Below are 14,540 nucleotides of genomic sequence, written 5' to 3' on the forward strand. Positions count from 1 at the left end.
CCACACCGGGCGCCGTCAGGTTGCGGTGGTCACGGGTGCCGAGACAACCTCCAAGGACATTTACGCGACGATCCGCTGAATCTTGAAGGTGCTCGGATTCATGCGTCCTGTTCCTTGCCGGCTATCGGCGCGCGCTGGTGTTGAGGAGCTTGGCTTCGATCTCGACGGTGTCGGGGTGGGTCAGCGGTTCGAGGATTTCGAGCGCCCGGGTCCATGCGTCGAAGGCTCCGTGGTGGTCGCCTGCGGCCTGTAGCGCGTCGCCGAGGTGGTCGAGAGTCGTTGCTTCCAAGTAAGAGCTGCCTAGTTCGTGGAAGAGGGCGAGTGAGTCGCGGTAGCACTGCGCGGCTTCGGTGTGCTGGCCGAGTTCGTAATGCGCGCGTGCGAGGCAGTGGAAGTTGTGGGCTCGGCCGTCTCGGTCTCCGATGCGGTCCAGTAAGGGTTTGGCCTCGCTGCAGTGCGCGAGGGCTTGCTTGTGATGGCCCGCCTTGCCGTGGTACCAGCCGATGGCGGTGAGCGTGAAGGCTTCCCATGCGTGGTCGCCCGCTTCGCGGCATAGCCGTAGTGCGTCGTGGGCGTGCTGCAGTGCCCGGGTGTGGCACTGCTGCAGGTCGTAGGCCGAGCTGAGGGAAAAATGGGTGAGGGCCATGCCGGTTGTGTCACCGAGGTGCGCGTAGCCCTCGAGTGCGTGCCGCAGGTGCTTCAGGGCTTGGTCTTGGTTTCCCAACAGGATTTCGGCTCTGCCGAGTAGATGTCGGCTGGTCGCCCGGGCGAGGTCGTCGTCGAGGCGGTCGGCGGCCTCGAGCGCTGTTCGCTGGGACTCGGCGCGCTGCGCCAGGTGTCCTCGTCTGCTCAGGTAGGTGCTGTGTACCCAGGGCAACTGCCAGGCGTGCACGTCCAGGCGTGCGCGGACGGCTGCCGCCGTCGCGGCGAGCAGTGTGGCGTGCTCCGCGGTGAGCCATTGCATGGCCTGGTGATAGTCGGTGACGGGGAAGCGCGGGACGTGGTCCTGTGCCGCGGTGAGTGTGATCGGTGGCCAGTGCGGTGCCAAGTGTCGTTCGGCGGCGAACCCGGTGCGGAGGTAGAAGTCGAGGCATCGGCGCAACGCCGTTCGCCGTTCGTGCTCGGTGTCCTCCTGCTCGGTCAGCTCGGTCGCGTACGCGCGGAGCAGGTCGTGCGAGCGGAAGCGGCCGGGGCGATGCTCGTCCACGAGGTGTGTCCGCGTCAGCTCGTCCAGCAGAGTGCGGGTGCGTGCCAGGTCGATCCCGGCCAGCGCGGCCGCGGCGAACCGGTCCGCGTCGGGGCCGGGATGCAGGCTCAGCAGCCGGAACAGCCGGGCCGCCTCGGGACTCAGCGTCCGGTACGACCAAGAGAACACCGTTCGCACGCTCGATGTGGTGCCGTTCGCTTCCAACGCGTCCAGCCGAGCTCTCTCATCGTGTAGTTCGTCGGCCAGCGCGCTCAGCGGGAACGCCGGGTTGGCCACCGCGCGACCCGCCACCACCGCCAAGGCCAGCGGAAGCCGGGCGGAGTGCGCGACGAGTCGCGTCACCGCGTCGGGTTCGGCGGTCACCCGGTCGGGTCCCAGCCGCCTGCTGAGAAGCGACACGGCCTCGGTCTCGTCGAGCACGGTCAGGGGGACGGGCACGGCTCCTTCGTGGGTGATCAGATCGGTGGCCCGGTCACGGCTGGTGATCACCGTCAGGCAATCCGCGCCACCTGGCAGGAGGGGCCGGACCTGGTCGGCGTCGTAGGCGTTGTCCAGCATCACCAGTGCTCGTCGGCGAGCCAGCTGACTGCGGTACAGCGCGGCCCGTGCGTCTGTACCGGCCGGGACGTGCTCTGCCGGCACGCCCAGCGCCTCCAGGAAACCGTGCAGCACGTCATCCGGAGACAGCGGTCTGCCTATTTGATCGAACCCACGGAGGTTCACGTACAGCTGTCCGTCGGGGAACCGCCCGGCCTCGCGGTGCGCCCAGTGCAGTGCCAACGACGTCTTGCCCGATCCTCCGGTACCCGTCACCAGGACCACGCCGGCGGCGGCTTTCAGCGCGTTGTCGAGCAGACCGAGTTCGTGGGTGCGGGAGATGAACCACGGTGACGCCGCCGGTAGCTGCTGTGGGACCCGTTCCTGGGCCTGGGCCGTCTGCTGGGCGGCGGGCGGAGGCGGCACCTGCGAGGCGAGCATCTGCTGATGCAGACGTCGCAGCTGATCGCCGGGCTCGACTCCGATCTCCGCCACGAGCCGGGCGCGGAACGTGCGGTACCGCGTCAACGCCTCCGCCCGGCGCCCGCATCGGTACAGGCCGAGCACGTGCTGACCGGCGAGTCGCTCGTCGAATGGGTTCGCTGCCGACGCGGTCGCCAGCTCGGCCAGTAGTTCGGCATGCATCCCCAGGTTCAGTGCCACGTCGTGACGCTGAACCTGGGCGGTGAACCGCTCTTTCTGCAGTTGGTCGCGCACCGACGCCAGCCACGGGCTGTCCATCTCGTCGAACGGCACACCTCGCCACAGGCGCAAGGCGCGGTCGAACAGGGTGAGCGCTGGCTGCCCTTCGGCTGCTTCGCGAGCCTGGCCGAGGAGGCTGCGGAACAGGTGCAAGTCCACGGTCTCGGGGTCGACTTCCAGGACGTATCCGCCACCCCGACGAGCGATGTCGAACCCCGCGACGTTCCGCAGGGCGGTCCTGAGCCGGAAGAGGTAGCTGTAGAGGGCATTTCGAGCTCGTAGAGGGGCCCGCTCTCCCCACACCCGGTCGACCAGCTGGGTGGTGGTCACTTTGTGGCCGGCCTCGGCAAGCAGGACGGCGAGCACGGACCGCTGGCGAGCGTGCCCGATGTCCAGATCCCGTCCGTCGATCTGCACACGGACGTCGCCGAGGACGGCGAACTCGACCCTCACAGCACCTCCTGGCTCCACTCGAGAATCTCTCTCACCTGCCGCTTCAAGATTAGCGCGAGATAGGTACAGGACTGATCACCCACCGTAGTAGCCGAAGACAGGGTGCTCGTACCGGCTTGCGGAGGGAGAGGGCACGCATGAGGTTCCACCCCGGTGGTCCGGTGGCGCAGTTGGTCGTCGCCGTGCTCCAGCCGGCACTCGTGGTCGCCTCGGCCCTGGTCGGGGCCTGGTTCAGCGCACACGCATCGCGCGTGCTGGGCGGGGTCCTGTTCGTCATCGGCCTGCTGCTCTGGCTGACCTCCATGCTCCTCGCCGCACCGCTGGGATGGATTCTGGCGGGAGCGGCGGCCACGGTGATCGCCGCTATCGCCGCGTTGGAGGGAGTGAACGATGCGGCGCTGTACGAACGCGGCGTCCGCACGTCTTGCACGGTGCTCGACATCGAGACCCGTCGCGTGCCCATCCGAACCTATGACGGGCAGCAATGGAGCACGACCACGGACACCTACTACGCCCACCGTCTCGTCTGTGGAGACGGACGCGAGGAGAGCCTGTCTCTGTCGTTCCGTGCCGCTGGTGAAGGTGCCCGGCTGGACGTCGTCCACGACCCCGCCGGCGTGGTCGCGACCCAGTCCGCCGGAGCGGTGTCGGACGGAACTCCCTCCGCCTGGATCGGTGCGGCCGCGTTGCTTGCCGCCGTAGGCGCGCGCGTGCTCGGGGTCGTGCACGACGGGCGGCCCTTCGCCAGCCACGTTCAGCCGGGGAGAGATCGGCGACCGCGGAAGTCCCGGTCGCCGGAAAGGGTGCGTCCGTCGTGAACAGGAAACTCGCGGGTGATTCCGGTGGCTGGGACGCCGGCCGGAGGGTGGAATACGAATCTGATCCGCACCGGCGGATTCTGGCGATCTGCGCGGTGATCGGTGCCGTCCTGGCGTTGGTGCCGCTCCTGCTTTTCCTGACCATGCCGGCTCTGGAGATTCCGGCCGGCGCGTTCTCCGAGAGCTTCGGACTCACGAAGACCAAGACGTCCCGGTCGGTCGCCGCCGGATTCCTGATCCTCATCCGGCTCCTGATGCTCGTCGTCCTGTACCGGGCGGTGCGCCGTCGTTGGCTCGCCGCCCCCGACGCACCGGTGACCAGGGCCCTGGCGGTCATGGCGTCGGTGCTGGCCGTGCTGTCCGCCCTCCACCTGATGGTGGCGGCCGTGCTGTTCGTCCAGCCGAAGTACCAGGTGTCGGAGATGGTCACGGCGAATATGAACGCCGGCCTCAGTGCCCTGTTGCTGGCTTGCCTGATCCTGGGCGGCGACCGACTCCACCCCGCTCGCGCTACCGACGACGAGCGACTGAGGCGTCGCGACCGGACCAGTCAGCTGCTGCTGGCCTCGGCTTGTGCCCTACCGCCGACCGCCCTCCTGATCAAGCTGATCCACGGAATGGTTCAGAGCGGAGCGGATCTGGTGTCTCCCGCGCTGCTCTCACTGCCCACGACGGCGATCGCGCTGTGGGCCGTGCGCCGGATGCAACGCCATCGGCGGATGCCGTTCCGGATCCTGCTCGCCGGATTCGGCTGGGGCGCGGTGGTGGCCACCGGGCTCGGCCTGGCGCTGCCGCTGTTGTACGGCTCCCTGAGCGACTCACTGCTGGGCTACAACAGGTTCGTCGCGATCATCGACGGCTTCAAGAGTCCGGTCTTCGAGGAATTGGCCAAGGGTGTCGGCGTGCTGCTGATCGCCGTCGTGGCGCGGCGGTGGGTCACCGACCTGGTGTCCGGTCTCGTCGTCGGCGCCAGTGTCGGGCTGGGATTCAACTTCCTCGAGTCGATGCTGTACATGGCGGTCCCGGGCATGGGCGGCACCCTGTACCAGCTTTGGTTGCGGCAGGTGGTCGGGATCATGGTGATGCATGTGGCCTTCTCCGCACTGGCCGGCGCGGCGATCGGCACCGCCCGGCAGATACGGAACCCGAGAACACGGCGCGCCATGATCGGCTCCGGGCTGCTGACCGCGATCTGCGGCCACTATCTGTACAACAGCCTGATCTCGTTGCTGCCGCTGATGTTCCGTGTCAGCGAACCGGTGTTCGCCATGGTCGTGTTGCCACTCCTGGTCCTGCTGCTCCTCGGCCCGTTCCTCGTCATGTACCTGGTGTTGTTGCGCCGAGGCCTGCGTTACCAGAGCGCCGCGCTCACCGCCGAGCTCCGGCGCGAGGCGAACAGCGGGCACGACGCGGTCACCGCCGCCGAGCTTCCGGTGCTGCTCAACCCCGCCCGCCGGTTCCGTGCTCGCGTCACCGCCTTCCGGTGTGGTGGTCCGCGTGCCTATAGCCGACTGTCCCGCCTGTACCAAGCTCAGCTCGACCTGGGCATGTGTCACTGGCACCAGACACGCCAGGACCCCGACCGGGCGGATGTGGACTTCACCCGGCTGCGGCGGCACATCCAGGACCTCAAGACCGGCCACGAAATCCGCCCGAGAAGGGTCCGTCATGCGTAGCGTGTTCGGGCGGGCCGCCCTCCTCGTGACCACCGTCTTCACCGGGCTGCTGCTCACCCCGGCCACAGCGCTCGCCCAGTGCACCGGTGGCCTGGTCAACACCCTGGACAGTCCGGGAAACGATGGCTGTGGCGGTATCTACCCCGCGGTCGGGTCAGTGATCGCGGTGGTCGCCGCCCTCGGCGCCGCCGCGGTCCACGCCGCGTTCAGCTATGCACGAGGTCGTGCGCAACTACCGGAGGAGCAGGACGCCTGCACCCACCTGAAAGCGGACGGAAGCCACGAACTGCGCGCCAATCCCCTGATGGGCGAATTCCTCCACGGTGACGTGCGTGGCGACGTGTTCATGAAGGGCGGGACCATCGAGGGCAACGTGTACGGCAATGTGGTCATGTGGGACGGCGCGACCATCACCGGCATCGTGTTCGGTGACGTCGCCCAGCTCGGCCGACACAACGTCATCGGCGAAATGGGCCCGGCAGGTGCGAATTCGATCGGTGGTGGGGTCCGCGGCAATGTCGTCCAAGCAAGACGTGTCACGGGCACGATCACCATCGGTGGCCGCACGATCATTTCACCGGTCAGGTGATGCGCTCACCGCTGCTGCACCGGGCCGTGGTCGGCGAAGCGTGAGGCGAAGCCAGGCGAGAACATGGCTCGGCACACCATCGCAGGCGGAGTTTCCGGACCGATCGCACACCGCGTGCGAGCAGCCGCGACGAACCGGTTCGAACGGTCGATTCCGGTACCCGAGGCCGAAACTCCCTTATACTGAAGGAGGATTAATGGAATTCGACTTTTACGTCACTGATCTCGGGAACCTGCTGGGCGGCTGGACGGTCAACGTGGTCGGCGCCGAACTCAGTGAGCACAGTCGCTTGCTGTGCGCCAAGATCTCCGGTTCATCACGCTCCACTTCGGACAGAGTCGTCAGAGCGAGGCGGGAAGACCGAGACCGCTGGTGCTCGGCGACGGACCGACTGCTGGCGGAGATCCACGCCCTGCAGGAAAGTGAGGAAGCCGTCAGCCTCCACCTGCGGGCGCCGTTTCGGGGTGGCCTGAGGTGGCGGATCAAGTACGCACGGCGAAACTGGCTGCTGCGGAAAGGGTATGACGCGGCGAGCGCGCGGCTACAGTCGGACTTCAATGCCGCTCTCGCGGCCCACCAGAAGAGCATGGGTGATCTTCCCGCTTACCTGGAGGAGTACGCCATGCGGGAGAAGGAGCGCGAACGACGAGAGGAGGAGCAGGCCAGGAAGAAACGTGCGGAGGCCATCGACGACGTGTCCGGTCCGGTGTGGGCCCACGAGATCCGCGCGCACTCAGGCGGACACCGCAGCTTCTGGATCTATCTGAGGAGCCTGGACGTCGGAGGCGGCACTGAGCATACCGTGCAGGAGGTCCACGCCGCGCTGATTGCGGAACGGACCGAACATCGCTACACCGGCGTGCATTGGGGGCAGGAGACCGCTCGCGCGTTGGAGGAGAACTACGAAACCGTGGTATCCGGTTGGGCGCGGCTCACCGGCGAAGTGATCATCCCGCGTCCCTACGACCCGAGTAATCCGCCGATCTGGTCGAAGTACCACGGCGGACCCTCAAGCAACTACGGCAGCGGCAGCTTCTGACGCGGCGGGGTCGCGGACCGCACGGTGCGCCCATCCGTAGAGGTGAAGAACCCGGGTACTCCACTCGGTGAAGCCAAGTGTCAGTGCCAGCCGTTCGGCGTTGTGACGCAGCAGAATGCAGGCGCTGTCGTCAACGGTCCTCGTGTGGGCAAGGCATCAATGACCACACAACGCACTTGGGTGTTGGCCCGGGTCGGTGTCGTCGCGCACGGCCACCGGCTCCGGCCCCACACGCAGTCAGGGCACGGAGACGACTTCGATGGCGACGACGCAGGTGTCATCGTCGGTGTCGGCGGTGCTGAAGGTGAGGAGGGCGTCGAGCTGTTGTTCCAGGCTGCCGCTGTGCGTATCCACGAGTTCGACGAGGTGAGAGATGGAGTCTTGGACGGGACGGTCGCGGCGTTCGATGAGACCGTCGGTATAGAGAAGCAAGACGTCGCCGTCGTCGAGCCGCAGTCGCTCCTCGTCGTACGTCGCGTCGGGGAGTGCACCGAGAAGTGTTCCCTGGATGAGCGGCAAGGTGGTGGTACGGCCCTGCTGCCGGAGAATGGGCGGCAGGTGGCCGGCGCGTGCCCAGCGCAGTGTCCGGCTGGACGGGTGATAGAGCGCGGCGATCGCCGTGGCGGTCACCTGGTTGGTGAGGTTGTAGGCGACCACATTGAGCCAGGTGAGCAGCTGAGCGGGTCCGGCGCCCGTGGCGGCGAGGCCGCGCAGTGCGTTGCGGAGGTTGACCATGCCAGTGGCCGCCTCGATACCGTGCCCCGCGATGTCGCCGACGCACAGCAGGATCTCGCCACTGGGCAGGGCGACGGCGTCGTACCAGTCGCCCCCCACGAGGTTCTCCTTCTCGGCGGGCCGGTAACGGACGGCGGCGCGCAACCCTGGTACGTCGAGTGGCGCCCGCGCGGGTGGCATGATCGCGTGCTGCAGTTGCAGGGTGAGCCGGTTGTGTTCGATCGCCTGCTGTTCGGTCTCGGCCAGTCGGTCGTGAGTGGCCGCGAGCGCGACTTCGGCCCAGTGCTGGGCGGAGACGTCCTGGTAGGCGCCGCGAATGGTGATGAGCTCGTTCCGGCTGTCGACGACCGGCTCGGCGACAACCCGGATGTAGCGGGAGACGCCATCGGATCGTTGGAGCCGGAAGGCGGTCGACGCCGAACGTCGATGGTGTAACAGGGTGCGGAGAAATCGGCCGATCGAGTGGGAATCGTCGGGGTGTGCGTAGTCGGCGAGGCGGGTGAGGGGAAGCGGCGCCGCGGTGGGAGGAAGTCCGTAGAGGGAGAACAGCTCCGAATTCCACAGCACCGCACCCGAAACGACGTTCTCCTCGAAACCACCGATCCGGCCGAGTCGTTGGGCGTGCTGCAGCAACAGGGTCAGCTTCGCGGCGTCGTCCTGAAGGCGGAGGCCGACCAGGACCGTGTCGGCGATCCGGCTGATGGTGACGTCGGCGAGTACGGGCAACGGAACCTGGTCCACCGAGGTGGAGAGCATCATGTTCCGATCCTGGAACGGCTCGCCGGTGGCGTAGACGCGGTGGATCGTGTCCAGCAGGCCGTTTTCCTCTGCTGTCAACGGATACACCTCGAGCAACCGCGATCCGACGATCCGATTGACCGGACGTCCCGCCGGGTCGACGAAACGGGAATTGACGTGGTGGATCCGAAAGTCGTCTAGCCGATCGGCCTCGTCGACGCACGGGCGCAAGAGAAGAGTGGGATCAGGCAACCTGTCCACGAGATCGACCAGCTCGCCGAGCAGCGACGTGGCGGAGCGGACAGGGGAGCCGACAGCACTTTCGGTCGAGGTGTCGAGGGTGTGCGCGCACAGCTCGGCCAGTGCCTCCAACTGCCGCCGCAGGCGGTCGGATTCGAGGGCAGGCTTGTCGGGCCAGCAGATTTCGACGACGCCGACGATGCGTCCGCCGGTGCCGGTCGGGATGGTCACCCGGACCCCGTCGGCCATGGTGTGCTGCCCGATCGAGGGAAGGCCGGAGGTGCGCAACGCCGGGAACCACACCAGTTCGCGTTCGACCAACGCCGAATGCGCGGGTGTGGGCACCCCTGGGGGAACGTAGCACCAGCGGGCCGCCTCCTCGGCGGAGAACCCGGCTGAGCCGGCCAGTGTGAGCGAGCCGTCCGGGCCTGTGAGCCAGACCGCGACCGCGGTCGCCCCAAGGGGATGCAGCGCGTGCTCGAGAATCGCTTCGGCGACGCGCTGGGTGTCATCCGTTGCCAGCGCGCCACTTTCGGCCATCCGCAGCCGTACGGCGACCGAACCTTCGTCTTCGTGGTCGTCCGCGCGAGCCCGGAATTCCGCTGCCACGTCACTGAGCCGATCCTTCGCGGCCTCGCCGACGATGTCGGCGGCGAACTCCAAGCGCGTCATTCCGGCGCGTTCCGCGAGTGTCGCGAGCTGCCGTGCCGCATCGCCCGGACCGCACCGCAGGCGCTCCATCAGCACGCCCTTGGCGAGTTCGATCAGGGCGCGGCCGTCGGCGACGGCGTGCGCGTGTTCGACCTCGCTGCGCAGACGGGTGACCGTGGCGGCCAGGCGTGCCACGTTGGGGGCGAGGTCGGCGGAGTGCCCTCGCGCGGTGTCATCGACGGACATGGGTCGATCCCGCTCAGGCCGTCAGGTGTCGTTTGAGGCAGGCGATCAGCTCGTCCGTGTCGACCGGTTTGGTGACGTAGTCGTTCGCGCCCGACGCGATGCTTTTTTCGCGGTCGCCAGGCATCGCCTTCGCAGTAACGGCGACGATGGGCAGATTCGCGTGTTCGGGCATGGCCCGGATCGTCGCGGTGGCCGTGTATCCGTCCATCTCGGGCATCATGATGTCCATCAGGACCAGATCGATGCCCGGCTGCGTGGTCACCCGCTCGACACCTTTGCGGCCGTCTTCGGCGTGCAGCACGTGAAGGCCGTGCAACTCGAGGATTCCGGTGAGGGCGTAGACGTTGCGCGGGTCGTCGTCGACGATCAGCACGGTACGGCCGTTCAAGGTGCTGTCCACATTCCGTGTGCGCACGGGCGCCGACTCGTTGCCGGGCTGGACCAGTGGCAGGACGGCTCCCGGTTTCTCCGCCGACAAGTGCAGCGCGAGCCGCTCACGCAGTTCGTCCAGGCCGGAAAGCACCTCGAGCGACAAGGTCTCGGCCCGCGCCTGCAGCAACTGTTCCTGGTCCTGGTCCAACCGCCTGGTGTTGTGTACCAGGATCGGGACGGTTCTGAGGGCATGGTCGCCTTGCACGGCTTCGAGGAAGGTGAACGCGGTCCCGTCCGGTAGGTCGAGGTCGAGCACGACGCAGTGGTAGGCATCGGTGGCGAGCGCGGTGGCCGCCTGTCGTGTCCCGGCCGCACTCACCACCTCGACGTCGGCGGTCACGACACCGAAGTCCCTGCTGTCGGCCAGATCGCCGGCCGCGCTCTCGGCGACGAGGGTCAGCAAACCACGCTGACGTCCTTCGATGACCAGCAATCGCCGGTGGGCCGAAGCAGACGGCTGCGACGCGGGCTCGATAGCGGGCCTGGGCGCCGGTTCCGTACCGATCGCGGGCCGAGCGGTGAAATCCGGTCGCGCGATCGGAAGGTAGAAGGTGAAGGTGCTCCCCTCGCCGAGAGTGCTCTCCGCGGCGAGGTGCCCACCGAGCAACTGGGCGATCTCCCGGCTGATCGACAGCCCCAGACCGGTGCCGCCGTATTTGCGGCTGGTCGTGCCGTCGGCCTGCTGGAACGCGCCGAAGATCGATTCGAGCTGGTGTTCGGCGATCCCGATACCCGTGTCGACGACCCGGAAGGCGACCGCCGGGCCGCTCGCGTGCATGGCGGGGGGTAGTTCTTCCCCGCCCGCCGGCGCGATGTGCAGCTCGATTCCACCGGTATTGGTGAACTTCACGGCATTGGAGAGAAGGTTCCGCAGAACCTGCCGCAGACGCGCGTCGTCGGTCAGCAGCTGCGCGGGGGAGTCTTGGCCGACGACGATCCGGAAGTCGAGATGCCGCTGAGAGGTCATCGGGCGGAAAGTCGCTTCGACGTAGTCCAGCAGCTGCCGCAGCGGCACCTGCTCCGGAGTGACATCCATCTTCCCTGCCTCGACCTTGGACAGGTCGAGGATGTCGTTGATCAGCTGCAGGAGATCCGAACCGGCCGAATGGATGATGCTCGCGTACTCCACCTGCTTGGAGGTGAGGTTCCGGGTCGGGTTCTGGGCGAGCAGCTGCGCGAGGATCAGCAGGCTGTTGAGCGGCGTTCGTAGCTCGTGGCTCATGTTGGCCAGGAACTCCGACTTGTACTTCGACGCCAGTGTCAGCTGATGGGCGCGGGTCTCGAGTTCTTGCCGGGCCTGCTCGATTTCGAGGTTTTTCGTCTCGATGTCGTGGTTCTGGGTCGCCAGGAGGGCGGCCTTCTCCTCCAGTTCGGCGTTGGAGCGCTGCAGTTCTTCCTGCTGTGACTGCAGTTCCTGCGAACGTGTCTGGAGTTCGGCGGTCAGCCGCTGCGACTCGCCGAGTAGTTCGTCGGTGCGCGCGTTGGCGACGATGCTGTTGACGTTGACGCCGATCTGTTCCATCAGCAGTTCGAGGAAGGCACGGTGCACCGCGGTGAAGCCGTGGACCGAAGCGAGCTCGATGACGCCGAGGACCTGATCCTCCACCACGATCGGGAGCACGATCAGGTTGGCCGGGCTCGTCTTTCCCAGACCGGAGGAGATCGCCACGTAGTCCGCCGGGACGTCGTCGACGACGATCGGGCGCCGGCTGCGCGCCGCCTGCCCGACCAGTGACTGGCCGATCCTGAAGCGCACCACCGGGCCTTCCTCGCCGTCCGGATGCCCGTAGGCGCCGACGAGGCGCAGTTCCGGCATCTCCGTCGTGTCGTCGGCGAGGTAGAACGCGCCGTACTGCGCGGCGACCAGCGGCACCAGCTCATCCATCACCGCGGCCGCGACGACCGCGAGGTCACGACGCCCCTGCATCAGCCCGGTGATGGTGGCCAGGTTCGACTTCAACCAGTCCTGTTCCTGGTTCGCCCGCGTCGTTTCGCGCAGCGACTCCACCATCGAGTTGATGTTGTCCTTGAGTTCGGCGACTTCGCCGGAGGCGTCCACGGTGATCGAGCGGGTGAGGTCGCCTTCCGCGACCGCGCTGGTGACCTTGGCGATGGCCCGCACCTGGCGGGTGAGGTTCCCGGCCAGTTCGTTGACGTTCTCGGTCAGCCGTTTCCAGGTTCCCGAGACGCCTTCGACCTCGGCCTGGCCACCGAGCCGCCCTTCGCTGCCGACCTCGCGGGCGACGCGGGTGACTTCCGCGGCGAACGCGGAGAGCTGGTCGACCATCGTGTTGATGGTGGTCTTGAGCTCCAGGATCTCGCCGCGCGCGTCGACGTCGATCTTGCGGGTGAGGTCGCCTTGGGCGACGGCGGTGGTGACCTGGGCGATGTTGCGGACCTGGCCGGTGAGGTTGTTCGCCATCGAGTTGACGTTGTCGGTGAGGTCCTTCCAGGTGCCGGCGACGTTCGGAACCCTGGCCTGCCCGCCGAGGATGCCTTCGGTGCCGACTTCGCGGGCGACGCGGGTGACCTCGTCCGCGAACGCGGAGAGTGTGTCGACCATCGTGTTGATGACGTCGGCCAGCGCGGCGACCTCGCCCTTGGCCTCGACGGTGATCTTGCGAGACAGATCGCCTCGCGCGACCGCCGTGGCGACCTGGGCGATGGAGCGCACCTGGCCGGTCAGGTTGGACGCCATCACGTTGACGTTGTCGGTCAGGTCCTTCCAGGTGCCGGAGACACCCCGTACCGTCGCTTGCCCGCCGAGATTGCCTTCGGTGCCGACTTCGCGGGCGACGCGGGTGACTTCGTCGGCGAAGGCGGAGAGCTGGTCGACCATCGTGTTGATGGTGTCCTTGAGCTCCAGGATCTCGCCGCGCGCGTCGACCCGGATCTTCTGGGAGAGGTCACCGCGAGCCACCGCGGTGGTGACCTGTGCGATCGAGCGGACCTGCGCGGTGAGGTTGTCCGCCATGAAGTTCACGGAGTCGGTGAGGTCGCGCCAGGTGCCGGAGACGCCCTTGACGTCGGCTTGGCCACCGAGGCGGCCTTCGGTGCCGACCTCACGGGCGACGCGGGTGACCTCGTCGGCGAAGGCGGACAGCTGCCCCACCATGGTGTTCAGCGTGTCCTTCAGCTCCAGGACCTCGCCGCGGGCGGTCACGTTGATCTTCTGCGACAGGTCGCCCTTGGCGACCGCGGTCGCGACCTGGGCGATGTTGCGGACCTGGTCGGTGAGGTTGCCCGCCATGAAGTTCACGGAGTCGGTGAGGTCACGCCAGGTGCCGGAGACGCCCTTGACGTCGGCTTGGCCACCGAGACGGCCTTCGGTGCCCACCTCGCGCGCCACGCGCGTCACCTCGTCGGCGAACGAGGACAGCTGGTCGACCATCGTATTGATGGTGTTCTTCAGCTCGAGGATCTCGCCGCGCGCGTCCACCGTGATCTTCTGCGACAGATCGCCCTTGGCGACCGCGGTCGTCACCTGCGCGACATTCCGGACCTGGTCGGTCAGGTTGCCCGCCATGAAGTTCACCGAGTCGGTGAGGTCACGCCAGACACCGCCGACGCCCGGAACCTCCGCCTGGCCGCCCAGCCTGCCCTCGCTGCCGACTTCACGGGCGACGCGGGTGACCTCGTCGGCGAACGAGGACAGCTGGTCCACCATGGTGTTCACGGTGTCCTTCAGCTCCAGGATCTCACCGCGGGCATCGACGTCGATCTTCTGCGACAGGTCGCCCCGGGCCACCGCGGTCGCCACCTGGGCGATGTCACGCACCTGGGTGGTGAGGTTGCCCGCCATCGCGTTCACCGAGTCGGTGAGATCCTTCCAGGTGCCTGACACACCCGGTACCTTCGCCTGGCCGCCGAGCTGACCCTCGCTGCCGACTTCACGGGCGACACGGGTGACCTCAGAGGTGAACAGGGACAGCTGGTCCGCCATCCCGTTGAACACCGTCGCGATGTCGCCCAGCAGGCCGCCGTCGCCGTCCGGCAGCCGAATGCCGAAGTCCCCGTCCCGCACCGCCGTCAAACCGGCGAGAAGCTGCCGCAGCTCCTCTTCCCCAGCGCGACTCATCGTCGAAACCGCCGACCCACTCATCCGCCACCACTCTTCATTCGCAAGTCGAGAAAAGAACCGACTGACCGGCCGAGGGAGTGTTCGGGCGAGAAGGAACGGCCCGCACGGTTCACGAGCATAGCGAAGCTGTACTACTGCCCATCGTGACCGTTGGGCAACCAGCCGCGACCGCCCGGCGTGGTCCCGCGGTCAACGGTTTTCTGGTCGCTCCGATACGAACCGGATGTCGCGCGAAACCGCACTTTGGTGTGCGGTTTTCGAACTGTTTTCGTCACTGGATCGTTTCAAACTTCCCGGAGAAGGGGTTGGGCAGTGACATCGGCCAGGTAGCGGACCTGCCTGCAGTGCTCCGCCGACTCGCGAAAGGGAGCGCCAGATGTCGGCGGACATTCTTGT

7 protein-coding genes are annotated in these 14,540 nt (G+C 67.2%); 4 read left to right on the forward strand and 3 right to left on the reverse strand.

From position 1 onward, the window contains the following. Positions 1-121 precede the first annotated feature (121 nt). On the reverse strand, positions 122-2,899 hold the full coding sequence (locus ACZ54P_RS13200) for an AfsR/SARP family transcriptional regulator (protein WP_465461748.1): 2,778 nt from the start codon (positions 2,897-2,899) through the stop codon (positions 122-124). Between the two features lie 137 nt (positions 2,900-3,036). On the opposite strand from ACZ54P_RS13200, the gene ACZ54P_RS13205 reads away from it, so the two are divergent. The 4 genes from ACZ54P_RS13205 (at position 3,037) to ACZ54P_RS13220 (ending at position 7,021) form a co-directional block, all read left to right on the forward strand. Further along, entirely contained in the window at positions 3,037-3,717 is a 681-nt protein-coding gene (locus tag ACZ54P_RS13205; RefSeq protein ID WP_465461749.1) for a hypothetical protein, read from the forward strand. Beyond that, positions 3,714-5,393: a PrsW family intramembrane metalloprotease gene (locus ACZ54P_RS13210; RefSeq protein ID WP_465461750.1), complete on the forward strand. Its 1,680-nt coding sequence runs from the start codon at positions 3,714-3,716 to the stop codon at positions 5,391-5,393. Before ACZ54P_RS13205 ends, ACZ54P_RS13210 begins: the two co-directional genes overlap by 4 nt. Beyond that, complete coding sequence (locus tag ACZ54P_RS13215; RefSeq protein ID WP_465461751.1) at positions 5,386-5,982, forward strand: hypothetical protein; 597 nt, start codon at positions 5,386-5,388, stop codon at positions 5,980-5,982. The genes ACZ54P_RS13210 and ACZ54P_RS13215 overlap by 8 nt, the downstream gene beginning before the upstream one ends. Before the next feature lie 196 nt (positions 5,983-6,178). Continuing rightward, positions 6,179-7,021, forward strand: a complete 843-nt coding sequence (locus ACZ54P_RS13220; RefSeq protein WP_465461752.1) for a hypothetical protein — start codon at positions 6,179-6,181, stop codon at positions 7,019-7,021. A 237-nt stretch (positions 7,022-7,258) separates the two neighbouring features. Here the strand turns inward: ACZ54P_RS13220 and ACZ54P_RS13225 are convergent, their stop codons facing one another. Together ACZ54P_RS13225 and ACZ54P_RS13230 are read right to left on the reverse strand one after the other, a co-directional pair. Then, positions 7,259-9,631, reverse strand: coding sequence for a SpoIIE family protein phosphatase (locus ACZ54P_RS13225; RefSeq protein ID WP_465461753.1), 2,373 nt, complete (start codon positions 9,629-9,631; stop codon positions 7,259-7,261). Positions 9,632-9,644: 13 nt separating this feature from the next. Further along, positions 9,645-14,165, reverse strand: a complete 4,521-nt coding sequence (locus tag ACZ54P_RS13230; RefSeq protein WP_465461754.1) for a HAMP domain-containing protein — start codon at positions 14,163-14,165, stop codon at positions 9,645-9,647. Positions 14,166-14,540: the final 375 nt, after the last annotated feature.

The sequence above is a fragment of the Amycolatopsis sp. NPDC034160 genome (genome assembly GCF_055575355.1).

Bases quoted from the DNA above. Each gene is read 5' to 3' on its own strand.
- ACZ54P_RS13205 (WP_465461749.1), top strand. From the start codon at position 3,037: ATGAGGTTCCACCCCGGTGGTCCGGTGGCGCAGTTGGTCGTCGCCGTG.
- ACZ54P_RS13215 (WP_465461751.1), top strand. From the start codon at position 5,386: ATGCGTAGCGTGTTCGGGCGGGCCGCCCTCCTCGTGACCACCGTCTTC.
- ACZ54P_RS13220 (WP_465461752.1), top strand. From the start codon at position 6,179: ATGGAATTCGACTTTTACGTCACTGATCTCGGGAACCTGCTGGGCGGC.
- ACZ54P_RS13225 (WP_465461753.1), bottom strand. From the start codon at position 9,631: ATGTCCGTCGATGACACCGCGCGAGGGCACTCCGCCGACCTCGCCCCC.
- ACZ54P_RS13230 (WP_465461754.1), bottom strand. From the start codon at position 14,165: ATGAGTGGGTCGGCGGTTTCGACGATGAGTCGCGCTGGGGAAGAGGAG.